The 22,782-nt window shown below is 62.0% G+C and carries 22 protein-coding genes and 1 tRNA gene; 9 read left to right on the forward strand and 14 right to left on the reverse strand.

Features of this window, described 5'->3' with window-relative positions; genetic code table 11:
* Positions 1-187: 187 nt before the first annotated feature.
* On the reverse strand, positions 188-625 hold the full coding sequence (locus PKE98_RS18690) for a hypothetical protein (RefSeq protein ID WP_271196835.1): 438 nt from the start codon (positions 623-625) through the stop codon (positions 188-190).
* Between the two features lie 85 nt (positions 626-710).
* Here PKE98_RS18690 and PKE98_RS18695 point away from each other — a divergent pair, with 85 nt between their 5' ends.
* Positions 711-1,151 (forward strand): universal stress protein, encoded by a 441-nt coding sequence (locus PKE98_RS18695; protein WP_271196836.1) that lies wholly within the window; start codon positions 711-713, stop codon positions 1,149-1,151.
* An 81-nt stretch (positions 1,152-1,232) separates the two neighbouring features.
* Here the strand turns inward: PKE98_RS18695 and PKE98_RS18700 are convergent, their stop codons facing one another.
* The gene (locus PKE98_RS18700; RefSeq protein WP_271196837.1) at positions 1,233-1,919 is read right to left on the reverse strand and encodes a DUF6901 family protein; all 687 of its coding nucleotides are present in this window, start codon (positions 1,917-1,919) and stop codon (positions 1,233-1,235) included.
* Between the two features lie 20 nt (positions 1,920-1,939).
* Positions 1,940-3,847 carry an ATP-binding cassette domain-containing protein gene (locus PKE98_RS18705; RefSeq protein WP_271196838.1) on the reverse strand — a complete coding sequence of 636 codons (1,908 nt, stop codon included), beginning with the start codon at positions 3,845-3,847 and terminating at the stop codon, positions 1,940-1,942.
* 367 nt (positions 3,848-4,214) lie between these two features.
* Here PKE98_RS18705 and PKE98_RS18710 point away from each other — a divergent pair, with 367 nt between their 5' ends.
* Positions 4,215-6,143 (forward strand): transglycosylase SLT domain-containing protein, encoded by a 1,929-nt coding sequence (locus PKE98_RS18710; RefSeq protein ID WP_271196839.1) that lies wholly within the window; start codon positions 4,215-4,217, stop codon positions 6,141-6,143.
* Between the two features lie 46 nt (positions 6,144-6,189).
* Here PKE98_RS18710 and PKE98_RS18715 read toward each other — a convergent pair whose 3' ends face one another.
* The 6 genes from PKE98_RS18715 to PKE98_RS18740 all read right to left on the reverse strand — a co-directional run bounded on the left by PKE98_RS18715 (position 6,190) and on the right by PKE98_RS18740 (position 14,022).
* A complete protein-coding gene (locus PKE98_RS18715) occupies positions 6,190-6,990 on the reverse strand; it encodes an MOSC domain-containing protein (protein WP_271196840.1) in 801 nt (266 codons plus the stop codon).
* A gap of 216 nt (positions 6,991-7,206) precedes the next feature.
* Positions 7,207-8,133, reverse strand: a complete 927-nt coding sequence (locus PKE98_RS18720; protein ID WP_271196841.1) for a chemotaxis protein CheV — start codon at positions 8,131-8,133, stop codon at positions 7,207-7,209.
* A 155-nt stretch (positions 8,134-8,288) separates the two neighbouring features.
* Positions 8,289-9,212, reverse strand: coding sequence for a lipid kinase YegS (gene yegS, locus PKE98_RS18725; protein ID WP_271196842.1), 924 nt, complete (start codon positions 9,210-9,212; stop codon positions 8,289-8,291).
* Positions 9,213-9,271: 59 nt separating this feature from the next.
* Positions 9,272-10,831: an FGGY-family carbohydrate kinase gene (locus tag PKE98_RS18730; protein WP_271196843.1), complete on the reverse strand. Its 1,560-nt coding sequence runs from the start codon at positions 10,829-10,831 to the stop codon at positions 9,272-9,274.
* Positions 10,832-10,843: 12 nt separating this feature from the next.
* Complete coding sequence (locus tag PKE98_RS18735) at positions 10,844-12,433, reverse strand: glycerol-3-phosphate dehydrogenase/oxidase (RefSeq protein ID WP_271196844.1); 1,590 nt, start codon at positions 12,431-12,433, stop codon at positions 10,844-10,846.
* Positions 12,430-14,022: an FAD-binding oxidoreductase gene (locus tag PKE98_RS18740; protein ID WP_271196845.1), complete on the reverse strand. Its 1,593-nt coding sequence runs from the start codon at positions 14,020-14,022 to the stop codon at positions 12,430-12,432. The genes PKE98_RS18735 and PKE98_RS18740 overlap by 4 nt, the downstream gene beginning before the upstream one ends.
* 192 nt (positions 14,023-14,214) lie before the next feature.
* Between PKE98_RS18740 and gliR the strand changes: the two genes are divergently transcribed.
* A complete protein-coding gene (gene gliR / locus PKE98_RS18745) occupies positions 14,215-15,246 on the forward strand; it encodes an AraC family transcriptional regulator GliR (protein WP_271196846.1) in 1,032 nt (343 codons plus the stop codon).
* A 143-nt stretch (positions 15,247-15,389) separates the two neighbouring features.
* Here the strand turns inward: gliR and PKE98_RS18750 are convergent, their stop codons facing one another.
* Together PKE98_RS18750 and moaB are read right to left on the reverse strand one after the other, a co-directional pair.
* Entirely contained in the window at positions 15,390-16,604 is a 1,215-nt protein-coding gene (locus PKE98_RS18750) for a molybdopterin molybdotransferase MoeA (RefSeq protein ID WP_271196847.1), read from the reverse strand.
* Positions 16,601-17,140, reverse strand: a complete 540-nt coding sequence (gene moaB / locus PKE98_RS18755; protein WP_271196848.1) for a molybdenum cofactor biosynthesis protein B — start codon at positions 17,138-17,140, stop codon at positions 16,601-16,603. Before moaB ends, PKE98_RS18750 begins: the two co-directional genes overlap by 4 nt.
* A gap of 76 nt (positions 17,141-17,216) precedes the next feature.
* Between moaB and mobA the strand changes: the two genes are divergently transcribed.
* The 4 genes from mobA (at position 17,217) to PKE98_RS18775 (ending at position 18,673) form a co-directional block, all read left to right on the forward strand.
* The gene (gene mobA, locus PKE98_RS18760) at positions 17,217-17,807 is read left to right on the forward strand and encodes a molybdenum cofactor guanylyltransferase MobA (protein ID WP_271196849.1); all 591 of its coding nucleotides are present in this window, start codon (positions 17,217-17,219) and stop codon (positions 17,805-17,807) included.
* A 181-nt stretch (positions 17,808-17,988) separates the two neighbouring features.
* A complete protein-coding gene (locus PKE98_RS18765; protein WP_271196850.1) occupies positions 17,989-18,210 on the forward strand; it encodes a YgdI/YgdR family lipoprotein in 222 nt (73 codons plus the stop codon).
* Positions 18,211-18,300: 90 nt separating this feature from the next.
* Positions 18,301-18,377, forward strand: a tRNA-Pro gene (locus tag PKE98_RS18770).
* Positions 18,378-18,481: 104 nt separating this feature from the next.
* The gene (locus tag PKE98_RS18775) at positions 18,482-18,673 is read left to right on the forward strand and encodes a hypothetical protein (RefSeq protein WP_271196851.1); all 192 of its coding nucleotides are present in this window, start codon (positions 18,482-18,484) and stop codon (positions 18,671-18,673) included.
* 17 nt (positions 18,674-18,690) lie between these two features.
* Here the strand turns inward: PKE98_RS18775 and PKE98_RS18780 are convergent, their stop codons facing one another.
* The 3 genes from PKE98_RS18780 to PKE98_RS18790 form a co-directional block, all read right to left on the reverse strand.
* Positions 18,691-18,927 (reverse strand): glutaredoxin family protein, encoded by a 237-nt coding sequence (locus tag PKE98_RS18780; protein WP_271196852.1) that lies wholly within the window; start codon positions 18,925-18,927, stop codon positions 18,691-18,693.
* A 42-nt stretch (positions 18,928-18,969) separates the two neighbouring features.
* Positions 18,970-20,106, reverse strand: a complete 1,137-nt coding sequence (locus PKE98_RS18785) for a DUF5610 domain-containing protein (protein WP_271196853.1) — start codon at positions 20,104-20,106, stop codon at positions 18,970-18,972.
* Positions 20,107-20,226: 120 nt separating this feature from the next.
* Positions 20,227-20,790 carry a TetR/AcrR family transcriptional regulator gene (locus PKE98_RS18790; RefSeq protein WP_271196854.1) on the reverse strand — a complete coding sequence of 188 codons (564 nt, stop codon included), beginning with the start codon at positions 20,788-20,790 and terminating at the stop codon, positions 20,227-20,229.
* 145 nt (positions 20,791-20,935) lie between these two features.
* Between PKE98_RS18790 and PKE98_RS18795 the strand changes: the two genes are divergently transcribed.
* Together PKE98_RS18795 and PKE98_RS18800 are read left to right on the forward strand one after the other, a co-directional pair.
* Positions 20,936-21,532: a glutathione S-transferase family protein gene (locus PKE98_RS18795; protein WP_271196855.1), complete on the forward strand. Its 597-nt coding sequence runs from the start codon at positions 20,936-20,938 to the stop codon at positions 21,530-21,532.
* Positions 21,533-21,570: 38 nt separating this feature from the next.
* Positions 21,571-22,425: an MBL fold metallo-hydrolase gene (locus PKE98_RS18800; RefSeq protein ID WP_271196856.1), complete on the forward strand. Its 855-nt coding sequence runs from the start codon at positions 21,571-21,573 to the stop codon at positions 22,423-22,425.
* Positions 22,426-22,782: the final 357 nt, after the last annotated feature.

The following is a 22,782-nucleotide window of genomic DNA, read 5'->3' on the forward strand; positions in this document are numbered from 1 at the left end:
AGACTTTCCGGCCTGCCTGGCCACCCCAGCCCGCTTAATCCCGGGCTTTTTATTTAGGCGATATGGCGTTCGCCAGCCCCGTTGGAGCGACCTTGGTCGCGAACCCTGCAAACGGTATTCGAGACCGGTGCTTGCAGGGTTCGCCAGCAAGCTGGTTCCTACAACATCAAAATCAACGTCAAAAGCGCTAAGCCAAGGCCTTCAACACCGCCGCCACTGGCACAAGGCTCTCCGCCTCGCCCCGCTCGCCCCAACACAGCGCCACCATCTGCTTGCTGGCTTCAACTTTGTACACGTCAGACGGCAAGGTCTGCAGGTGAGGCAGCACGGTTACGTCAGCGCAGGGCTCGCGCCATTGGTTTACCCATTGCCCGGCACTCAACTGCCAGTAGCACCAGCTGTCCTCAGCCCCTTTGCGCCGCGCGCGGTGGTATTGCGGGCAGGGGCTGGGCGGATCTTCGGGCAGCCAGTGGGGCCACTCCTGGCGCGACAACTGCATTCCCAAGCCTTGCTGGCGCGCCGCCATGCGAATCGCCATGCGCCCCTGCTGCCGGCGCGAAGGCCGCAGCCAGGCCAGCGGGCTCAGCACAACAGCCGTGAGCAGTAACACGATCCACAGGGTCATACGTTAAGTCCCACAACAATAAAGGCTGCATTTAGCCAACATTCGTGGCCATACTTTGGTCATTCGTCTCAGGAGGAGTACCACCATGATCTATCAGCACATTCTGGTTGCCCTGGATCTTTCCGAAGAATGCGACCCGGTGATGAAGCGCGCTTACGCACTTGCCACCGCAAGCCAGGCCAAGCTGTCACTGGTGCATATCGTCGAGCCCATGGCCATGGCCTTTGGTGGCGACGTACCGATGGACCTTTCCACCCTGCAGCAGCAGCAATTCGAACAAGCCCGAGAACGTCTGGACAGCTACTCCGCCAAGTACCCGGAACTGGGCAGCGACAGCCGTCACCTGGTGTACGGCCAACCTCGCCAGGAAATCCACCGCCTGGCCGCCGAGCAAGGCGCCGACCTGATCGTGGTGGGCAGCCATGGCCGTCACGGCCTGGCGCTGTTGCTGGGTTCCACCGCCAATGACGTCTTGCACGGCGCGCCGTGTGATGTGCTGGCGGTACGTCTGAAAAAGCCGGACTAAACCCCCGCCCTCTGTAGGAGCGGCTTTAGCCGCGATGGGCCAGGCCTGGAAACAGGGTTTCTCCACGCCTGGCCGCCGCCGTTACTCCGGCAAATCCCCCGCACTCATCACCATCGGCCGAATCTTCTGCAGCTGCGTTTCCAGCGAATGGGTGATGCTCGTCGACATCGAGAAAAACGTCAGAAACGCCTTGAGGTTCGAGTCGCCTTCACACACATCGTGAATGCGCTGCCAGAACGCCTGGTTCACCAGCTGCAATTGCTGGAATAAACGCACCAGCCCCTTCAGCTCCCAGTCCGCATGACGTCCTTCGCGAAAGTTGAAGTACTGGCGCGCCAGATACAGCGACACCACCCGCAGAATAAATTCCTGATTATTGGCAAAAGGCAGATGGTTGAACGCCATCGGCTTCAGTTTGCTCAGCATCGGGCAGGCGCTGGTGGGCATGATCAGGCCGAGCAAGGCGCGCAAGCCCTCCTCCAGACCGGCCTGCTTGCTGTATTCACGCTCGGGCGTACGCACCCAGAAATGGGCTTTCTGAAAAGCCGGCAAACCCTGAAAGTCTTCGATTACCCGATGCAGATCCACCGCCGCCGGGCAGTGGCTGTACTGCTCGCGTTTGAGCGGGCAGTTGCTGCACTGGTGATATTCCAGCCGCGTCCAGGCCGGCGCCAATAGCGCCCGCTCCTGGTCGTATTCACGGTCAAGTTCGATGCGATAGCCAAACTCATGACTATCGTCGAGGGAAATCCGGTACTCGATGGCCATTCAGGTGTGCGCCCCGCTTATCAGTCGTCCAACTCTGCCCAACGCTCCAGCAGCGCATCCAGCTCTTGCTGCGCACTGTCGAGCAGAGCCAGCACCGCAGCGCTTTCCGCCGCCGGACGCTGATAGAAAGTTGGCCCGGCAATTTCTTCGTTCAATTCAGCGATCTTGCCTTCCTGCGCGTCAATCAAACCCGGCAGAGCTTCGAGTTCACGCTGCAGTTTGTAGCTGAGCTTTTTCTTCGCCACCGGAATCTCGGCAGCCTCCACCACAGTAGCGACCGGCGCCGGCGCGGTGGTTTCCGGCTTGCCGGATTTGCTTTCGCCTACGCCCAACAGTTTTGGCGAACCGCCCTGACGCAGCCAGTCCTGATAACCACCCACATACTCGCGCACCTTGCCTTCGCCTTCGAAAACCAGGGTGCTGGTCACCACGTTGTCGAGGAATGCCCGGTCGTGGCTGACCATCAGCACGGTGCCGGCGAAGTTGGACAGCACTTCTTCCAGCAGTTCGAGGGTTTCCACGTCCAAGTCGTTGGTCGGTTCGTCCAGCACCAGCAGGTTGGCCGGCTTGCTAAACAGCTTAGCCAGCAACAGACGGGCACGCTCACCACCGGACAACGCTTTGACCGGCGTACGCGCACGCTGCGGGCTGAACAGGAAGTCGCCGAGGTAGCTCAACACGTGGCGGTTCTGGCCATCGATTTCGATAAAGTCGCGCCCCTCGGCGACGTTGTCGATCACGGTCTTTTCCAGGTCCAACTGATGGCGCAACTGGTCGAAGTACGCCACTTCCAGCCGTGTACCCACTTCCACCGTGCCGCTGGTGGGCTGCAGGTTATCGAGCATCAGCTTGAGCAAGGTGGTTTTGCCGGTACCGTTAGCGCCGAGCAGACCGATACGGTCCTGACGCTGCAGCACCATGGAGAAATCCTTGATCAGGGTCGGGCCGCCCGGGTGGGCGAAGCTGACGTTCTCCAGCACCATCACCTGCTTACCGGATTTTTCCGAAGTATCCAGCTGAATGTTGGCCTTGCCGGTGCGCTCACGACGCTCACTGCGTTCAACACGCAGGGCCTTCAGCGCACGTACGCGGCCTTCGTTACGGGTTCGACGGGCTTTGATGCCCTGACGAATCCACACTTCTTCCTGGGCCAGGCGTTTGTCAAACAGGGCGTTGGCCGTTTCTTCGGCGGCCAGTTGCGCCTCTTTATGCACCAGAAAGCTCGCGTAATCGCCGTTCCAGTCGATCAGGCCGCCGCGGTCCAGTTCGAGAATGCGTGTAGCCAGGTTCTGCAAGAAGGACCGGTCGTGGGTAATAAACAGTACGGCGCCCTGGAAATCCTTCAGGGCGTCTTCCAGCCAGGCGATGGCGCCGATATCCAGGTGGTTGGTCGGTTCGTCGAGCAGCAGCAGATCGGGCTCGGACACCAGCGCCTGGGCCAGCAGTACCCGGCGACGCCAGCCACCGGACAGCTCGGCCAGCGTTTTATCGGCCGGCAGTTGCAGGCGGCTCAGGGTGCTGTCCACCAGTTGCTGCAAGCGCCAGCCGTCTTTGGCCTCCAGCTCTTGCTGCACGTGCATCAGCTTGTTGAGGTCTTCGTCGGTGACGATATTCATGCTCAGGTGGTGGTACTGGGCGAGCAAGGCGCCAACACCGTCCAGGCCTTCGGCCACCACATCGAACACGGTACGCCCGTCGGCCACCGGCAATTCCTGCGGCAGCTCACCGATTTTCAGGCCCGGGGCGCGCCACACCGCGCCGTCGTCGCCCAGGCGGTCGCCTTTCACCAGACGCAGCAGGCTGGATTTACCGGTGCCGTTGCGGCCGATGATGCACACCCGCTCGCCACGGGCGATCTGCCAGGAAATCTTGTCCAGCAGCGGCATTGCGCCATAGGCCAGGGAAACATCGGTGAACTTGAGCAGCATGGTCGCCTCGAGGGGAATAGCTGCGGCGGTTGGCGCGTGGCGCAACCGCCGCTGGAAATCTCTTTGCCGCACGCTTTTGGCAACGGCAAAACTGGGCGCGCATTCTACCGAGTTGCGCCGTGGGCCGGGTGGCATTTTTTTGCGCAGGCGCGCGCGTACTTTCAACCGGGGCGTAGGGCGTATATCGCCAAAGGCGATATACGCCGATACACAATCCGCGACCCATCGGTATACCGCGCCGAGACCCGCGGCGGATATCCGCTGCGCGCATATTCGCCCTACGCAAGCCCATACCAAAAGGCTAAGCTAGCCCCCTTGAGCGCCCAGCCAACGGCGCGTCTTTCAGAATATTCAGTTCGGAAGTGTCATGCGCGGTCGTCTGCTCTGCCTGTTTTCCTGCCTGCTTCTCTCCTCGGTCACCCTCCAAGCCTCTGCGGCCGCCAGCCTGGCGCAGCAACGCTTGTTCTACGACGAGGCCAAACGTGCCCTGGCTAAAGGTGACAGCGGCCCTTACCGCAAGTACGCCAATGCCCTGGCCGACTACCCGCTGGAACCCTACCTGGCGTATGACGAACTGACCTATCGGCTGAAAAGCGCGAGTAACGCCGAAATCGAGAAATTCCTCGCCGAGCATGGCGACCTGCCGCAAGCGAACTGGATGAAACTGCGCTGGTTGCGCTGGCTGGCCGAGCGCGGCGACTGGAAGCCGTTCGTCAAGTACTACGACCCCAAGATGAATTTCACCGAGCTGGACTGCCTCAACGGCCAGCACCAGCTCATCAGCGGCCAGACCGCCGAAGGCTATGCCAGCGCAGAAAAACTCTGGCTGGTTGGCAAGTCGCAGCCCGATGCCTGTGAGCCGCTGTTCAGCATGTGGGCCAATGCCGGTCAGCTCACCGAAACCATGCGCTGGAAACGCCTGAAACTGGCGGTACAAGCGCGCAATTACAGTCTGGCCAGCCACCTGACCCAGACCCTGCCGACCCTTGGCAGCCAAGGCCAGCTGATGATCGACGTGGCGCAAAAGCCGACCATGCTGACCCAGACCGGTCGCTTTATGCCCGCCAGTCAGACCATGGCCGACGTGGTGAGTATCGGCCTACGCCGCTTGGCCAAAACCGACCCGGAAAAAGCCATCAGCCTGCTGAACGACTACACCCAACGCTTGCCGTTCTCGATGGAAGAAAAGGTCGCCATCGCCCGCGAAATCGGCCTGACCCTGGCGAAAAGCTTCGATGATCGCGCCCTGCCGATCATGACCCAGTACGACCCTGAACTGCGTGACAACACCGTCACCGAATGGCGCGCGCGCCTGCTCTTGCGCCTGGGCCGCTGGAGCGAGGCTAACCAGTTGATTCGCCGCATGCCGGCAGACCTGGCCAGCACCAACCGCTGGCGCTACTGGCAGGCCCGCAGCCAGCAACTGGCCGACCCGAACAACCAGGGCCCGGCCCTGCTGCTATACCAACCGGTCTCCAGGGAGCGCGACTTCTACGGCTTTATGGCCGCCGACCAGCTGAAAACCCCGTACCAGCTGACCAACAAGCCGCTGCTGCTGGACCCCAAGCTGGTGCAGAAAGTGCGCAACACACCGGGCATTCGCCGCGCCCTGGAATTCCACGACCGTGGCCAGATCGTCGATGGCCGCCGCGAGTGGTACCACGTCAGCCGTCTGTTCAGCCGCGACGAACTGGTGGCCCAGGCGCGCCTGGCCTATGAAAAACGCTGGTACTTTCCCGCCATTCGCACCATCAGCCAGGCGCAGTACTGGGACGACCTGGACGTGCGTTTCCCGATGGCCCACCAGGGCACCCTGGTGCGCGAAGCCAAAGTACGCGGCCTGCATTCCAGCTGGGTGTTTGCGATCACTCGCCAGGAAAGCGCCTTTATGGACGACGCCCGCTCCGGCGTCGGCGCCAGTGGCCTGATGCAACTGATGCCCGCCACCGCCAAGGAAACCGCGCGCAAATTCAGCATTCCGTTCGCCCCGCAGCAACTGCTGGACCCGGACAAGAATGTGCAACTGGGCGCGGCCTACCTGAGCCAGGTGCATGGCCAGTTCAACGGCAACCGCGTACTAGCCTCAGCCGCCTACAACGCCGGCCCCGGCCGCGTGCGCCAATGGCTCAAAGGCTCGAACCACCTGGCGTATGACGTGTGGGTGGAAACCATTCCGTTCGACGAAACCCGCCAGTACGTGCAGAACGTGCTGTCTTACGCGGTGATCTACGGCTTTAAGCTCAATGCACCGCAGCCGTTGGTGGATTGGCATGAGCGGTTTTTTGACGACCAATAAGTTGTATTTTTTGTAGGAGCCAGCTTGCTGGCTCCTACCTCGAGGTTTACTCCAACACCTCGACATCCATCCCCACCGCCAACTCCCCTGCCCCTTCATTGATCAGGTTCTGCCCGAAATACACCTCGCCCTCTTTCTCTCGATAGGTTTTCAAGGTGGTGAGCGGTTCGCGATCGCTGCTGCGCTGGCCGGTCTTTGGGTCAATGGTGGTCATAATGCAGCGGGTGCAGCCCTTGACCACACGAAACTCGACGTCGCCGATGCGGATGCGCTTCCAGCTGTCTTCGGCATAGGGTTCGCTGCCTTCCACCACCAAGTTGGTGCGAAACCGCAGCATTTCCAGTGGCCGGCCAACGCGGGCGGACAGATCGTCCAGCGAGGCCTGGCCAATCAGCAGCAATGGAAACCCATCAGGGAAACCCACTTTCTCCTGCGGCCCGAGGCTGCCGGGAATATCCCGCGCACGATCCACTGGCACGTGTACCAGGCGGCAGGCCTTACCGAGAAAGCGGCTAAGCCAGTCGGCCGCCTCGTCGCCGGCATCCGGCACCACCATGCTGTCGCTCCAGATAAAGGCGCCGCGCATGTCCGCGTCCGGTCCCGGTACCGGCACATCCAGCGGTTGGAACCCCTCGGCGCTCAACGTCAGGCCGCCCTGCGCATTCCACAGTGCCGACAGCTGCGACATATGCGCCATTGCCCGCTGCGTGAAAAAACGCCCGTTATTGGCGTCCACCAGCATCCAGCGCCGGTCACCGAGCATGCCGATGTTGTCGAGCTGCACACGCGGCAGGCTTTCGCCAATGGCGGATTTCAGGGGGAAACGGTAAAGGGCGGAAAGACGCATAACGAAGGTCCTGGGTGGCGTTCACAAGGGACCGTTATACGGAATTGGCAGGGCGGCACTCAAGCAGTTCGATCACCGAACGGCGAAACGCGGTTGCTCTTGTAGGGTGTGCTGCGCGCACCGTTGCGATTGCGTAGGGATCGCTCGGTGCGCATAGCACACCCTACGAGAGCAAGAGCGTTACTGCACCACGATCAGCGCAGCACGCCCTACGAGTTATTCATCAAGCATCAGGCGTTCGCGAATTACGTCCACCAGCTTGTCGGGCTGAAACTTGGACAGGAAGTTATCGCAGCCCACCTTCTTCACCATCGCCTCGTTAAAGCTGCCTGACAGCGAGGTATGCAGCACCACATACAAGTCTTTAAGCCGCGCGTCGCTGCGAATCTCGGTGGTCAGGCGATAGCCGTCCATTTCCGGCATTTCAGCGTCGGTGAAGATCATCAGCAATTTGTCGGTCATCACGTGGCCTTCATCGGCCCACTTTTTCAGCTGATTGAGGCCTTTGAGGCCGTCGGTGGCCACGTGCAGTTTCAGCCCGAGTTGAGACAGGGTGTCACGCAGCTGGGCCAGCGCCACGCTGGAGTCGTCCACCAGCAGCACTTCGCGGCCACGGGCTTTTTCCAGCAGCGGGTCGGCCAGGCGGTCGCCGGAAATCTTGGCGTTGTACGGCACGATCTCGGCCAGCACTTTTTCCACGTCGATGATTTCCACCAACTGCTCTTCCACCTTGGTGATCGCCGTCAGGTAGTGCTGACGACCAGCGCCACCGGGCGGCGGCAGGATGGAGTCCCAATTGAGGTTGAGAATGCGGTCCACACCGCCGACCAGAAAGGCCTGAACCGAGCGGTTGTATTCAGTGACGATGATGGTGCTGTTCACATCCGGCACGATCGGGCGCATGCCGATGGCTTGCGACAGGTCGATGACCGGCAGGGTCTGGCCGCGCAGGCTGACCACCCCGCAGACAAACGGATGGCGATGGGGCATCAAGGTGAGCTTGGGCATCTGCAGAACTTCCTGCACCTTGAACACGTTGATCGCGAACAATTGCCGGCCTGCCAGGCGGAACATCAGGATTTCCAGGCGGTTCTCACCCACCAATTGGGTGCGTTGGTCCACTGAGTCGAGAATGCCGGCCATGCTGTGCTCCTGTTGTGTCTGTCGAGTCTAGCTGTTGCTAGCCACCTTATCGGCGGCAAGTGACACAACTGAAATGTGTCTGACGTGGGTGCCATCATGCCGTGCCATCACTGTAGGCACAATCGCACACCCTCGGCAGTCTGCTCCGGCTTTATTCAGCCGTCCATGCCCAACGCAATCGCATCCAACAGCGGTGAGCCTGGTGGCAGGTGTACACGCAACGCCGCCGGCCGGGCATTGAAGCGCAGGGCCTTGCTTTCCAGCGGCTCGCCGTCGAGGTTGAGGTCCAGACCTTCCGGCGCTTCGATTTCCACCCACGGCAGGCGCGCGTTGATCGAGACGCTTTCCAGCCCGAGGATGCCGCCCGACAACAAGGTGCCCAATGTACCCACCACATCCTGCGGCGCCGGAATGATGCAGATATCCAGCAACCCGTCGTTTACACAGGCCTGCGGGCACAACACATGGCCGCCGCCGGCCTGGCGACCGTTGCCGATACCGAGGGCCAGAAAGTCGCCCTCCCAGGAAAAATCCGGCCCGCTGAAGCGGCCAAACGCGGCATGCACATCGGAGAAGCGGGTCAGCCCGGTGAGGAAATACGCAGCGCCGCCGAGTACGCGTTTGAGGTCTTCGGAGGTGTTGGCGGTAATTTTCGAACCAAAGCCGCCGGTGGCCATATTGAGGAATAACTGGCCATCCACCTCGCCCAGGTCGATGGGCGTGGCGGCCTCATCCAGCAAGGCCAGCGCCTCGTGCGGCAACAACGACACGCCAGCGGCGCGGGCGAAATCATTGGCGGTGCCCAGCGGCAGCAGCACCAGGCTGGCGTCTGCGTCTGCGTCTGCCAGGGCCATGGCTTCGGCCACATCACGCAAGGTGCCATCACCGCCGCCGGCAATAATGGTCGGGTAACCCGCCGCCAGCGCTTCAGCCACCAGGCGCTGGGCGTCGCCGCCTTCCCAGGTCACCCGTACGGCCAAATCCCAGCCCTCATCGCGTCGGGCCTGCACGGCAGCGCGCACGTCTTCGTTGAGGGCTTGCTTGCCGTGCAGAATCAGTAAGGCTTTGCGCTCGGTCATCGGTTAATCCCTTAAATGCTTGGCCAACCCTAGCACCAGCAACCGAGGCCTGCCGAACCCTATGCAGGGTACCCGGTAATTTTGCGAATGCTCTGGTATAGCGGTTTGAGCTGCTTATACATGCGTTGGTACACCTCGCGGTACAAGCGTTCATAGATTCGTTGCGCTTGCGGGTTGGGCGTGAATACCTGGCCGACGCGGGTCATGGCCGCAATGGCGGTGGGAAAGTCCGGGTGCAGGCCTAGACCGACGGCACAATCGATGGCCGCGCCCAGGCCCGAGGTTTCATACACGTGCGGCCGCTCGGCCGGCAAGCCGAAGATATCCGCCGTCAATTGCATCGCCGCATCGCTTTGCGAGCCCCCGCCGGACACCCGCAGCCGGGTGATTTTGCTGCGCGAGCGCTTTTCGATCTGCTCTTTGCCCTGGCGGAGTGCATAGGCCAGGCCTTCCAGAATGGCGCGGTAGATATGCGCGCGGGTATGCACGTCGCCAAAGCCGATGATCGAGCCCTTGGCCTCCAGCCCCGGCTCCCGAATGCCCGGCGTCCAGTACGGCTGCAACATCAGGCCCATGGAGCCAGCCGGCACGCTGTTCACCAGTTCGTCGAACAGCGCTTCGGGCTCCACCCCCAGCTCCTTGGCCCGCTGCATTTCCCGCAGGCCGAATTCCTGCTTGAACCAACTGACCATCCAGAACCCACGGTAAATCATCACCTCGGTATTGAAATGATCGGGAATGGCGGCCGGAAACGGCGGAATCAGCGGCACGGTTTCCAGGTACGTGCGCCGCGTGGTGTTGATGGTGGCCGTGGTGCCATACGACAAACACGCCGTGCTCGGCTCCACCCCGCCCGCCCCTAGCACTTCGCAGGCCTTGTCGGCGCCGGCGGCAATCAGCGGCAAGCCTTCGGGAATACCCGTGTGGCGGGCGGCTTCGGCCGTGATCACGCCCAGGCGCTCGCCGGGTTTCACCAGCTCCGGCAGTTGGTGGGGCTGCACCGGCATCGCCTGCCATTTCCAGTCGCTGCGTGCCGCCCACTTCAGGCGTTTGTAGTCGAACGGCAGATAGCCGACGCAACAGGCCACCGAATCGACAAAGCGGTCGCACAAGCGGTGGGTGAGAAAGCCCGACAGCAAAAGCACCTTGTCCGTTTTGGCCCACAGCTGCGGTTGCTCCTGCGCCAGCCAGTTCACCTCGGCCTGGGCGCGGAAGTAATCCACCGTGGCCTCTTCGCGGATCAGCTTGAACAGCCAGCCCCACGGCCCTTTGATAGTGCCGCGCACCTCGGCCCGGCGCTGATCGAGCCAGAGAATGGCCGGGCGCAGCGGCTTGCCGGCGGCGTCCACGGTAATGATGGTGCCGCGCTGGGTGGTGAGCGATACGCCCTTGATCTGGCGCTTGTCGATATCCACCTGTTGCCACAGCAGCCGACACGCCTCGCCCAGGCTCTGCCAGTAATACTCGGGGTCTTGCTCGGCCCAGCCGGGGTTTTTCGAGTAGTAGGCCTGCAGGTCGACCTTGCCCTTGCCGAGCAGATTGCCTTCGAGGTCGAACAGCAAGGCGCGCACACTCTGGGTGCCGTTATCGATGGCCAGCAGGTAACTTTTTTCGCTCATGGCTCGGGCCTTTTATTGTTGTTCTGTCGGCAGGCTGTAGCAGCGCTGCCACAGGCTCAGATAATCCTGCTGCTCCTGCTGCCAGCGCGCGTCGCTCCAGTTCAGCCGCGCTTGGCACAGTTGGCGAACACGCGGCAGGTACTCGGCGGCGCCCTTGGCCAGCAGCAGGCCTAGGCGGGTGCGGCGTAGCAACAAGTCATCCAGATGCAGCACCAGCTCGTGCTCGGCGGCAAACGCCAGCTCGGCCCACAGGGTGTCACTGGCACCGACGCACTCGCTGCCAATCTCCTCCAGCAACGGCAGCAAGAGTGGCAACGTACAACCGTAGCGGCCGGCCAGGCGGCGCCGTTGGCCCGCCGTCAGGCCGGCGAGTTCAGGCAAAACAACCGGGCGGAAAACGGCGCTGCCTGAATCGCTCAGGGTTTTGCCCAGCATCGGCGCGCAGGCGTTCAGCACCTCCAGGGCGAGCAACCGGAAAGTGGTCAGCTTGCCGCCGGCCAGCGTCACGCTGCCGGGCTCGGTCCACAGCACATGCTCGCGTTTTTCATCCGACGGTTTGAGGCTGGCGGCGCCGCTGGCCACCACCGGGCGCACGCCGGCCCAGGTGGAGAGCACGTCCTGCGCGCCAATCTGTGCATGGGGAAACTGCTGGGCGCAGGCGCTCAGCAGGTACTCGACCTCCTGCGGGCTGATACGCGCCTCCAGGTCGATGTCCTCGCCGTGGTCAAGGTCGGTGGTGCCAATTACCGTGGCGCCTTCCCAGGGGAAAACAAACACCGGGCGGCGGTCAGCGGCGTGCATAAAGCTGAAGGCATGGGCCAGTGGCAGGCGCCAGGCCGACAGCAGCAGATGGCTGCCGCGCAGGGGGCGGATATGCTCGCCGCCTTCTTGCTTGCGCAAACGGTCCGCCCAGGCGCCGGTGGCCTGTGCTACCACGCCGGCCTTGAAGTGATAACGCTGGCCGCTTTCGCTGTCTTCAGCCTGCAGGCCGTTTACGCGCCCATCGGCGCGGGTCAGCTCCAGCACTTTCAAGCCATTGAGCGCCTCACCACCGTCGGCACGGGCTTCGCCCAGCACACGCATCACCAGCCGGGCGTCGTCGGTCACCGCATCGAAAAAACGCGTGCCGCCTTGCAATTGCTGGTCTTTCAGGCCAGGCGCCAGGTAGTGCAGGTCGGCCTTGGGGAAATATTGGTGGTTGCGTTTGCCGGCCAGAGCGTCATACACCCGCAGCAGCGTGCCGAATACTGCCGGGCCGGGAAACTGGCCCTGGTAATGGGGCATCACAAAACTCAGCGGATCGACCAGGCCGGGCGCTTCACCGAGCAGGCGCTGGCGCTCATGGACCGAATCGCGGGTGAGCTTGAACTGGCCCTTGGCGATATAGCGCAGGCCGCCGTGCACCATCTTCGACGAGCGGCTGGAGGTGCCCCAGGCAAAATCGCGCTGTTCGATCAACAGGCAACGCCAGCCTCGCCGCGCCGCCTCACGCAGAATACCGGCACCGCTGATGCCGCCGCCCACCACGATCAAGTCCCAGTCCCGCGCCGCCAGCTCGGCCAGCGCATGCTCGCGCCAGGCCGCGTTCCAGGCCGTTGTCATTTCAGCAATACGCCGGGGTTCAGGCGCTGGTCGGGGTCGAAGTGATTGGCCATGGCCTGCAAGGCGGCAATGCCCAGTTCACCCTTCTCCACCGGCAAATACGGGGCATGGTCGCGCCCCACACCGTGCTGGTGGCTGATGGTGCCGCGGTTGTTTACCACGGTGCTGCTGGCCAGGTGCTTGAGTTTTTGCCAGCGCTTGTGGGTGGTGGCGTAGTCACTGCCTGGGCGGAACACGTAGGTGGTGTAGATGCTAGAGCCTTCGCCATACACATGGGACAGGTGGGTAAACACATGCACCTGTTCGCCCTCGTCACTCAGCCCGCCGCGCAGGCTGGCTTCGATCTTGTTCAGCAGGCTGTCGACGTTGGCCCAATCGGTGGCGGTCTCCAGGGTGTCGACGGCATAGCCGGCTTGCCACAGGCCTTCACGCAGGTACGGAAAACGGAAGCGCCCTTCTGCCCACTTCTTGCCAAGCAAGGTGCCGGTGAACACGCCGCCAAAGCTTTTCAGCAGGCTTTTGGCCTGTTTGAGCGACAAGGCGTTTTGCCCGCGGTTACCGGTTACACCGAAGGTCAGCATGCATTTGCCGGCGCGGGCGCCGCGCAGGGCCAGGTATTTTTCCAGCCAGGCAATCTGCTCCGGATGGCCGGCCAGCGCCAGCTGGGTTTCGGTTTCGATGGCGTTGGACAGGCGCAGCATAGAGAGCGGCACTCGCGCCTGGCCCAGGGTACGAATCGCCTCCAGGGCCTTGGCCCAGGACGGCAGGAACACAGCGTAGAACTTCTCTTCCACCGCCAGCTTGGTCACCCGCACCTGCACCGAAGAAATCACGCCAAAACGGCCTTCGGAACCCAGCACCAGTTCGCGCAGGTCGGGGCCGGCGGCCGAGGCCGGGAAGGTCGGGATCTGCAAGGTGCCGGCGAAGGTTTCCAGCGTGCCGCCAGCAAACAACTGCTCGATACGCCCGTAGCGCAGCGACTGCTGGCCGCTGGAACGGCTGGCCACCCAACCGCCGAGGGTCGACAGCTCCCACGACTGGGGAAAGTGGCCGAGGGTGTAGCCGCGTGCGCGCAGTTGGCTTTCCACCTGCGGGCCGCTGGCGCCGGGGCCGAAGGTAGCGATCAGGCTCTGCTCATCCAGCTCCAGCAGGCGGCTCATGCGCTCCAGCGACAGCGTCAGCACCGGCTTGGCGCCGGCCTGCGGGTTGATATGGCCGGCCACCGAGGTGCCGCCGCCATAGGGAATTACCAGCACATCCTGCTCCGCCGCCCAGGCCAGCAGCTCGCGGATTTGCGCGGGGGTTTCCGGCAGTGCCACGCCGTCGGGGAACACCTCGAAACGGCCTTCGCGCATCGCCAGCCAGTCCGGCAGGCTTTGGCCGCGGGCATGGCGTACACGCACTTCGGCGTCCGTACTTACCAGCGGGTGCACCGCCAGGCGCGAAGCTGGCACCTGCGCCAGCACCTGCGCCAGGCTGGCGTCGGGCAGCGGCTGGCCGGGGCCGATCAACGCGGCGAGAAACGCGCCGCCATGGGCCGGCAACTCCACCACCGTGGCCTCATCACCCCAACCGTTCCAACGCCGCATGCCTGTCTCCTTGTGCCAGTTTCGAGTCGATATCCAGATCGCGTGAAACCGTAGCGAGCCTTGCCCGGCCGAGCGCAGTAGGTTTCGCGTGATCTGGCTGCCTATACTAGCGGGCCGCTGGATGCCGTCACTGTCGAAACAGGACAGCCTCTGTGGCCAATCAAGACAGTCCACCAAAATAAGAACGACGCCATGCAAGCACTTGGCTACACCTCAGTTCCTGCGCTGCTCAAGTACCTGCGCCACGCCGAACAGCTTGGCCTAAACCAAGCCGCCGCCCTCAGCGCTGCCGGCCTTGTGCCAAGCGATTTGGAAGACAACAGCCGGCGCCTGCCCAGCGAAGCCCACGAAAAACTCCTCGACTATTTGCTGCGCGAGTCCACCGACCCGCTGTTTGGCCTGCACGCGGCCCACTTCACCCAGCCAGGCTCCTGGAGCGTGTTGGGCTATATCACCATGAACTGCGCCACCCTCGGCGAAGCCATGAGCCGCATCGTGCCGTACGAAAAACTGGTGGGCGACATGGGCGTCAGCCGCCTGGAACCGGCGGGCGATCACTTGCGGTTGATCTGGAGTTGCCGCCATCAGCCGGCGGAAATTCGTCGGCATATGGTTGAGAACGTGCTGACCTCCTGGCTGCTCTACGCGCGCTGGATTGCCGATATGCAGGCCTCGCCGCGCGAGGTGTGGTTCGAGCATGCTCAGCCGGCCGGTACCGATGTGGCCGAGTACGAAAGCGTGTTTGGTTGCCCGGTGAAGTTTGGGCAAGACGTCAATGCCCTACTGGTGCCGATGGAATATTTGCAGGTGCCGCTGCGCCAGGCCGACGCCAATTTGCTGCGTACGTTGGAAGAACACGCCCTGACCTTGATGGCCGGTTTGGACGAAGGCGAGCCGCTGCCGCTGCGGGTGAAAAACGCCCTGCGCTTGTTGCTCAAAGATGGCCTGCCGCGCAAAGAGCGGGTGGCGGAAAAATTCGAGATGACCGTGCGTACCCTGCAGCGGCATTTGCAGCAGGCCGGCACCAGTTACCAGGAAATTCTCGACCAACTGCGGCAGGAATTGGCCGAGCATTACCTCACCCGCAGCACGTTGCCGGTGCAGGATATTGCGTATTACCTGGGGTTTACCGAATCACGCTCGTTCCACCGCAGCTTCAAGGGATGGACCGGGATGACGCCGGGGGAGTATCGCGAGGTGCATCGCAAGGGTGCGGATGCGTAATCCAGAAGCTGATGACACCTGCAATATTCTGGATTCCCGCCTGCGCGGGAATGACGGTGTCTTTGCGACAATCACCGTCATCCCCGCGCAGGCGGGGATCCAGGTGGCACTAATTTGCGAACAAACACTACATGCGGTGTCGGCTAGTTCAGCACTTCACTCAAGGGAATAAAGTTCACGCTCTCCCCTTCGCTCAACGTCCGCCCTTGCGGCACTTCCACCAAGCCTTCCGCCCACGCCGCGCTGCGCAGCACGCCCGAACTCTGGTTGCTGTAGAGCACCGCACGGCCGTCTTCGATACGCGCGCGCAGGTATTCACGACGCTCACCCGCGGTACGCCATACAAACCCGGCGGGCACTGAGAAGCGCAGCGGCATGACTTCTTGCACGCCCATACGGCGTAGCAAATACGGCCGGGTCAGCAACGCGAAGGTCACCAGCGTCGAGGCCGGGTTACCGGGCAAGCCAATCACTGGCACGCCCCGAAAATGGCCAAATGTAAGCGGCTTGCCGGGCTTGATGGCCAATTTCCACAGCGCCAGCTCGCCCTCTTCACGCAGGGCATGCCCAAGAAAATCCGCTTCACCCACCGACACGCCGCCGGTGGAAAGAATCAAGTCCACGCCGTTGAAGGCGCCGAGGCGTTCGCGCGTCATTTCGAGGTTATCCGGCAGAATGCCGCCGTCGATCACCTCGCAGCCGACTTGCTTCAACCACTGGATCAGCAAGGTGCGGTTGCTGTTGTAGATCTGCCCCGGGCCCAGCGGCTGGCCGGGCTCGATCAGCTCGTCACCGGTAGATAACACCGCCACACGTGGGCGGCGCACTACCTGCAATTGGGCCACGCCAAGCGTCGCGCACAGGCCGAGCTTGATCGAGTTCAACCGCGTACCGGTCACCAGCACGGTTTCCCCCACGCGGGTTTCCTGGCCTTGCGGGCGGATGTTCTGGCCCACCTTGAGGGGCTCGGTAAACCGCACGCGACCGTCGTCCAGCACCTCGGCGTTTTCCTGCATTTCCACCACGTCGGCGCCAGCCGGCACCGGCGCGCCGGTGAAGATGCGTGCACAGGTGCCGGGCTCAAGCGGTTGCGGCGCCTGGCCGGCAAAGATGCGTTGGGTAACGGCCAGTGGCTCACCGGCCCAGTCGGCTATGCGCAAGGCATAACCGTCCATGGCGCTGTTGGGCCAGGGCGGCAGATCGAGGCTGGCCACCAGCGGCTCGGCCAGCACGCGGCCATGGGCATCGGCCAGGGCCACGCGCTCTACCTCGGTAATCGGTGCGGCTTCGGCCAGCGCCAGCAAGCGCTCCAGCGCCTGCTCAACCGGCAGCAGGCCGGGGCGTTTGGCTTCGCTCATCCGCGCGTCGCGCAGGGCGCGGCCTGTTTCAGGTGCGGCACAAAATTGCACGGGCGATGACGGTTATCCAACTGCTCGGCAAGGATGCCGTCCCAGCCAGTGCGGCAGGCGTTGGTCGAACCGGGCAGGCAGACCACCAGGGTGCCATTGGCCAGCCCGGCCAAGGCGCGGGACTGGATGGTGGAGGTGCCGATATCGGCGACCGAAATCTGCCGGAACAGCTCGCCAAAACCGTCCACCTGTTTGTCCAGCAGGCAGGCCACGGCTTCAGGCGTGCTGTCGCGGCCGGTAAAGCCGGTACCGCCGGTAATCAGCACCACTTGCACGGTGTCTTCGGCAATCCAGGTGGCGACCTGAGCGCGGATTTTGTACAGATCGTCTTTAAGCAATACGCGCTCAGCCAGGTTGTGGCCGGCGGCAGTGAGGCGATCGACAAAGAGTTGGCCGGAGGTATCGGTCTCGACGGTACGGGTGTCGCTGACGGTCAGTACAGCGATATTCAGGGGCACAAAGGGTGCTTCAGCCTTGGTGTTCATAGGCTCGATCCGGTTGTAGGGGAGGCAGGTCGGTGTTTATATCACAGCCCTCGCCCTTATCGCGCCAGGAGCGCCCATGACCGATTCGACCTCCCTGCCCACCTGTTCGATTCTGTTACTGGCGGGCGGCCGCGGCCAGCGCATGGGCGGCCTGGACAAGGGCCTGGTGGCCTGGCGCGGCCAGCCCTTGATCGCGCATTTGCACACGCTGACGCGGCCCTTGACCGATAACTTGATCATCTCCTGCAACCGCAATCAGACCACCTACGCAACCTATGCCGACCAAGTGGTAAGCGACGACAACCCGGATTTTTGCGGACCGTTGGCAGGCATTCGCGCGGGGCTGGCCGTGGCTCGGCACCCCTGGTTACTGGTATTGCCGTGCGATGCGCCGTTAGTGGATTTGCCGTTATTGCAGGCCATGGGGCGCTTGGCGCAGCAGGCGCAAAAACCGCTGATGCTGCGCCGAGGCGCGCAGTGGGAGCCGTTGTTCAGCGTGCTGCCGACGAGCATTGCAGCGGGCGTCGAGCAAGCCTGGCAGGCCGGCAAACGCAGCCCGCGGCAGGTGTTTGAACGGCATGAGGCGATTTATCTGGATTTGGCCGAGGACGATGGGCGCTTGGCCAATCTGAATACACCGGAGTTGTTGGCGCAGACGGAGCAATAGCAGGCAAAGCGTAGGAGCGGCTTAGCCGCGATTCGTGCAAAAGCGCATCGCGGCTCAAGCCGCTCCTACGAAAAGCAATCACGGCCCCCACTGAACTTGACCGTTAGGCTTGCGTCTCATGCAGCGCAAAAAGCTGAGCCTCACGCGCAGACATTCGTCTGCCTATAACGGAGAAAAACCCATGACTCTGCGGACTATTCCCGCCCTCGCTTTGGCCTTTGGCCTTGCCGCTCTCGCCGGTTGCGCTTCGCCTTCGGTAATTACCCTGAACGACGGTCGCGAGATTCAAACCGTCGACGAACCTGAATACGACAGCGACTCTGGCTTTTATCAATTCGAGCAACTGGACGGCAAACGCACCAAGGTCAACAAAGACCAGGTTCGTACCGTTAAAGAACTCTAAGGCAGCACGAAAACGGGTTAGCCCGCGTAAGAAAATTTTCTGGCTAACCCCTTGTGCGCTAAAACTTTTTCAGTAAAATCTGGCCTCATTCGGAGTGTAGCGCAGCTTGGTAGCGCGTCTCGTTCGGGACGAGAAGGTCGCAGGTTCGAATCCTGTCTCTCCGACCAATCCCTGAAAAACCCGCCCTCTTGGCGGGTTTTTTATTGGGCTCGTTTTCGCCTTTAATGAACACGGCAACGCCAGCCCAACCATTCCTTTATCGAGAATAAATATGAGCGCGGAAAAAACCGTAAACGGTTATGTGATCAAGCAGATCGGCGCCGGTAACTGGTGGATGTGTTCAGCCGCTGGCGAACAGGTGGCCGGGCCTTTTCCGAGCGAAAAAATGGCGGCTGAAGTAGCCGCCGTGTTTGAAGACACCCCGCCACCGCCCCGCCGTCGTGGCGAGAAAGACGACGACTGACGGCTAGCGAAAAGGCCTCAGCGAAGAAAGGCCGCCACCTGATCGGCATCGAACGGCCAGTTCAGCTCCGCGCCGCTATCACAGCGGCGCAACACCGGAATACGCAGACTGTAGAGGTCCACCTGGGTTTCGTCGTCGCCGATATCCACCAGCTCCACGAGCAAGCCGTGCTCGACAAAGGGCATCAGCAGCGCTTCAGCCACTTCACAGAGATGACACCCTAGGGTGCCGAACAATTGGCATTCGGGAAGCATCGCTGCGCCTCAAGGAAAAAGATGAGGCGCAGTTTAGCCGACTCACACGTCGCTGGCAGTCGCCGTGGTCTGTTCTTGCGGGGTGACCAGACCTTTGAGGCCGCTGAGCAGGCGGTCGTTGAGGGTCTGCGCTTTGTCCAGGTCTTGCTGGTCGAAGCGGTCGTCCAGGCTGAACGCGCCCTTGAGCAGGTTGGACATGATTTTTGCCGGGTCATCCGACAGCCCGCTGGCGGTTTGCAGGCCATCCACGAGGCTCTTGGCATAGTCCTGCAACGCACTGTTGCTGGCCCCGGCTTTGCTGCCGCCGGCCACCGAGCCATAGGTTTCGGTGGCGCGTACGCTGGCGGTGGTCATGTTCAATGACATGGTCGCCAGTTGGGTGCCGTTGATATCCAGCTTCACGGCCTGGTCGAACGCGCCTTGCAGATCACCAGAGTAGAACTTGTCGGAAATATCGGAGACCTTGCTAAACAAGTCCTTCAACGACGCCATTTCCTCATCGCTCAAATCGCCGTCCACCTGCACCGAATAACCGGCCACTTGCATGGTCTTGGTCGATGACGAACTGCCGTCAGCCGACGACGTACTGTCGCTGGATGAAGCATTGGCCGCTTCAATATGTATCTTGTCGCCGTCCAGGGTGGTCAGGTCGAGATTGAAGCTCTGCGCCTGGGCCTGGTAGTTGCGGTCGCTGTAGTCACCGGTGATGGAGGTCGGCTCACCGGTACTGGTATCGCTGCCCGCTGCGGGCAAGCCAAATGCCTCGGCGAGCTTATCCAGGCCTGCGGTAATTTTGTTGAAGGTTTCTTCGATATCGGCGGCCACCGAGCCTTTGAGCACGCCAAGTCCATCAAGAATCTTTTTGGCCTCGGCAAAACCGTCTTCGACGCCTTTGCGCATCTTGTCCAGCATGTCTTGCAGCTCGGCCGGGTCCGCGCCGTCAGCCGCCTTGCTCTTCAGCACGCCACCGACAAAACCCACGATTCGGTCGGACACCTTGTCCGGGGTGAAATCGCTGGCCTTGCCATTCAACTCGCCGGGCTTCAGGCCCAGCTTGTCGGCCAGGCGGTTGGCCAGGGTTTTTTGCGGGTCAACGGCACCGCTGGAAGAAGTAGAAGCATTGCCTACATTGCCGGTGCGCAGATTGCTTGGCACAAAGGCAGCAGAAGAAGTAGCCATGGTCGTTTTCCTCGACAGGACATCTGCAAGGTTGACGGCACCGTTTGCCAATAGTTGAGGGCATTTCGCCACACGCCCGACAAATGGTCCTGCGCAACACCAGGACAACAACCCGAAAAATCAGCGCGCAGCCCTGGCAGCATCCAACAGCACCAGCGCGGCGGCCTTGGCCTCCGCCGCCTGCTGATCAGGCCCAAGCAAGTGGGCCATTTCCACTGCGCCCTCGAACAGAAACTGCAATTGCCGGGCAAGCATGCCGGGCTGAGCGACGCCGAGGCGCTGGAGGGCATCTTCGAAATAGCGGGCGAAAAAGCGCTTTTGCTCGGCGGCTTGCTGATGCACCGGATGAGCGCGATCAGAAAACTCGGCCGCTGCACTGAGAAACAGGCAGCCGCAGAAATCGTCCTGCTTTAGCCACTCCTGCAAGCCATCGAAAGCGCCCAGCACGGCGGCCCGGGGTTCGAGGTGCTCGCGGGCGAAATCCAGGCGCTGGCGAATCTCGCCAAAACGCGATTCAAGCGCGGCGACGATCAGCTCGTCCTTGGATTTGAAGTGGTTGTAGAGGGTCATTTTGGCCACGCCCGACTCGGCCAGAATGCGGTCGATGCCGGTGGCGTGATAGCCCACGCGGTTGAACAGCGACAGGGCGGTTTCGATCAATTGCTCGCGTTTGCTTGCTGCCATGTAAGGCCTCCTGAGGGCCGCCATTATGCGCGGGCCTCGCCAGCCCCTGAAAGACGCCAACCGGGTGTAGGAAAAGTTTTACTTGAAATAGACAGACCTGTCTATCTAGTATCTATTACCAACCTCACTACAAGAGCGAACCACTATGCGTCTTTACGATATGGAACTGTCCGGCAACTGCTACAAAGTGCGCCTGTTTCTCGGCCTGATCGGCCAGCGCGCGCAATTGCAGAGCGTGAACATCCTCGGCGGCGAGCACCGCGGTGAGGCGTACTTGCGCATCAACCCCCGTGGGCTGCTGCCGGCGCTGGAAGATGACGGCGCGATCGTGGTCGACTCCCAAGCCATCCTCACCTACCTCGCCCGCCGTTACGGCGCCGAAAGCTGGCTGCCGCTGGAACCGTTGAGCCAGGCCCGCGTGGCCTCATGGCTCAGCTTTGCTGCCCATGAAGTGCACCAGGGCCCGAACATGGCGCGGTTGCATAAAAAATTCGGCATGCCCATCGACGTGGCAAAAGTGACCGCCGCCTCGCTGGCCACCCTGGCCCTACTCGATGCCCACCTCGCCCAGCACCACTGGCTGGCCGAAGGCGATGCGCCGACCATCGCCGACATCGCCGTTTACCCCTACGTAGCGCTGGCTGGCGAAGGCGCTATCGACCTCAGCCCCTACAAGCACCTGCACGCCTGGTTCGCCCGTGTGCGTGCATTGCCCGGCTATATCGGCATGCCCGGCCTGTAAACACCGCCCTCCTCGTCTTTGCCAAGGAACGCCCCGCCATGCGCCCGCGCCACTTGCTGTTGTTGTTGCTGTTCAGCCTGCCGAGCGTGGCCGATGGCCTGCGCTTCAGCCTGATAAAAACCTCGCAGACCGAAACCCTCGACGCCTTTACTTACGAGGGCGGCAGCTGGACCGACAAGGTCAAGGTCAACCACACCGCCGTGTTGGTCCAGCACCACGCTGCCACGCTGTTGTTCGATACAGGGCTCGGCCGGCAGGTGGACAGCCAGTTCGAAGAAATGCCGGCCTGGGACAAGCCGCTGCTGCAATACGGCCCGGTGACGCCGGCACGCGACCAGCTGGACCGCGACGGCATCACAATCGACCGCATTGTGCTGTCCCACGTGCATTGGGACCACGCCTCAGCGCTGGTGGACTTTCCCGAAGTGCCGGTGTGGGCGCCCTATGAAGATATCGAGTTCAGCCATATCGCCACGCCACCGGCCGTGCTGCCCAGCCAGTTCAAACATAAGGTGCAATGGCGACCGTATGCGCTGGAACCCGAGCCCTTTATGGGCTTTAGCGAAAGCCTCGACTTGTTTGGCGATGGCAGCCTGGTGCTGGTGTCGTTACGGGGCCATACGCCGGGGTCGGTGGGCCTGTTTCTGACGCTGGACGATGGGCGGCGCTTCTTTTTTACCGGCGATGCCAGTTGGCGACTCGAGGGTTTTACCGGGCCCCATGAAAAATTCTGGTTCAGCCGCAATATGGTCGACAACGACCGCGAACAGACGGCCAATGTGCTGAAAGCCGTGCATGATCTGGCGCAGCACAACCCCCAGCTGACCATTGTTCCGGCGCATGACGCGGCGGTGCAGGACAGGCTGGGTTATTACCCGCGATGGGTGCAGTAGAGCGGTGCACACTTTCTACTCGAAAATTTCGGATTCCAAATCGTCATTCCCGCGCAGGCGGGAATCCAGCCTCGTGAGCAGAACGCTGCTGGGGCGTCTGTCGGTGTACGCCGGTAAATTCTGGGTTCCCGCCTGCGCGGGAACGACGGTGGCTCGTTCCATCCATCCCCAAAAAAAAGCCCGCCAAGCGGCGGGCTTTTGATTTCGTAGGCTGTGCTCCGCGCACCAAAGTGCACTCGTTGAACCGCCTGGTGCGCGGAGTGTTCAGCCGGGGGACATAGGTAACGGGTGTCGGGAGACATAGGTAACGCATTTAGGCTTAAGGGCTTCATCGAATCGGGAGATCGAGTGATGCCT

Origin of the sequence: Pseudomonas turukhanskensis (genome assembly GCF_027922365.1) — a bacterium.
GTDB lineage: Bacteria > Pseudomonadota > Gammaproteobacteria > Pseudomonadales > Pseudomonadaceae > Aquipseudomonas > Aquipseudomonas turukhanskensis.

Excerpts from the sequence above, each read along its gene's own strand:
- PKE98_RS18700 (WP_271196837.1), bottom strand. The coding sequence starts at position 1,919 with ATGGCCATCGAGTACCGGATTTCCCTCGACGATAGTCATGAGTTTGGC.
- PKE98_RS18705 (WP_271196838.1), bottom strand. The coding sequence starts at position 3,847 with ATGCTGCTCAAGTTCACCGATGTTTCCCTGGCCTATGGCGCAATGCCG.
- PKE98_RS18795 (WP_271196855.1), top strand. The coding sequence starts at position 20,936 with ATGCGTCTTTACGATATGGAACTGTCCGGCAACTGCTACAAAGTGCGC.
- PKE98_RS18800 (WP_271196856.1), top strand. The coding sequence starts at position 21,571 with ATGCGCCCGCGCCACTTGCTGTTGTTGTTGCTGTTCAGCCTGCCGAGC.
- moaB (WP_271196848.1), bottom strand. The coding sequence starts at position 17,140 with ATGAACACCAAGGCTGAAGCACCCTTTGTGCCCCTGAATATCGCTGTA.
- PKE98_RS18775 (WP_271196851.1), top strand. The coding sequence starts at position 18,482 with ATGAGCGCGGAAAAAACCGTAAACGGTTATGTGATCAAGCAGATCGGC.
- PKE98_RS18710 (WP_271196839.1), top strand. The coding sequence starts at position 4,215 with ATGCGCGGTCGTCTGCTCTGCCTGTTTTCCTGCCTGCTTCTCTCCTCG.
- PKE98_RS18780 (WP_271196852.1), bottom strand. The coding sequence starts at position 18,927 with ATGCTTCCCGAATGCCAATTGTTCGGCACCCTAGGGTGTCATCTCTGT.
- PKE98_RS18715 (WP_271196840.1), bottom strand. The coding sequence starts at position 6,990 with ATGCGTCTTTCCGCCCTTTACCGTTTCCCCCTGAAATCCGCCATTGGC.
- gliR (WP_271196846.1), top strand. The coding sequence starts at position 14,215 with ATGCAAGCACTTGGCTACACCTCAGTTCCTGCGCTGCTCAAGTACCTG.
- yegS (WP_271196842.1), bottom strand. The coding sequence starts at position 9,212 with ATGACCGAGCGCAAAGCCTTACTGATTCTGCACGGCAAGCAAGCCCTC.
- PKE98_RS18695 (WP_271196836.1), top strand. The coding sequence starts at position 711 with ATGATCTATCAGCACATTCTGGTTGCCCTGGATCTTTCCGAAGAATGC.
- PKE98_RS18690 (WP_271196835.1), bottom strand. The coding sequence starts at position 625 with ATGACCCTGTGGATCGTGTTACTGCTCACGGCTGTTGTGCTGAGCCCG.
- PKE98_RS18765 (WP_271196850.1), top strand. The coding sequence starts at position 17,989 with ATGACTCTGCGGACTATTCCCGCCCTCGCTTTGGCCTTTGGCCTTGCC.
- PKE98_RS18785 (WP_271196853.1), bottom strand. The coding sequence starts at position 20,106 with ATGGCTACTTCTTCTGCTGCCTTTGTGCCAAGCAATCTGCGCACCGGC.
- PKE98_RS18720 (WP_271196841.1), bottom strand. The coding sequence starts at position 8,133 with ATGGCCGGCATTCTCGACTCAGTGGACCAACGCACCCAATTGGTGGGT.
- PKE98_RS18750 (WP_271196847.1), bottom strand. The coding sequence starts at position 16,604 with ATGAGCGAAGCCAAACGCCCCGGCCTGCTGCCGGTTGAGCAGGCGCTG.
- PKE98_RS18790 (WP_271196854.1), bottom strand. The coding sequence starts at position 20,790 with ATGGCAGCAAGCAAACGCGAGCAATTGATCGAAACCGCCCTGTCGCTG.
- PKE98_RS18730 (WP_271196843.1), bottom strand. The coding sequence starts at position 10,831 with ATGAGCGAAAAAAGTTACCTGCTGGCCATCGATAACGGCACCCAGAGT.
- PKE98_RS18740 (WP_271196845.1), bottom strand. The coding sequence starts at position 14,022 with ATGCGGCGTTGGAACGGTTGGGGTGATGAGGCCACGGTGGTGGAGTTG.
- mobA (WP_271196849.1), top strand. The coding sequence starts at position 17,217 with ATGACCGATTCGACCTCCCTGCCCACCTGTTCGATTCTGTTACTGGCG.
- PKE98_RS18735 (WP_271196844.1), bottom strand. The coding sequence starts at position 12,433 with ATGACAACGGCCTGGAACGCGGCCTGGCGCGAGCATGCGCTGGCCGAG.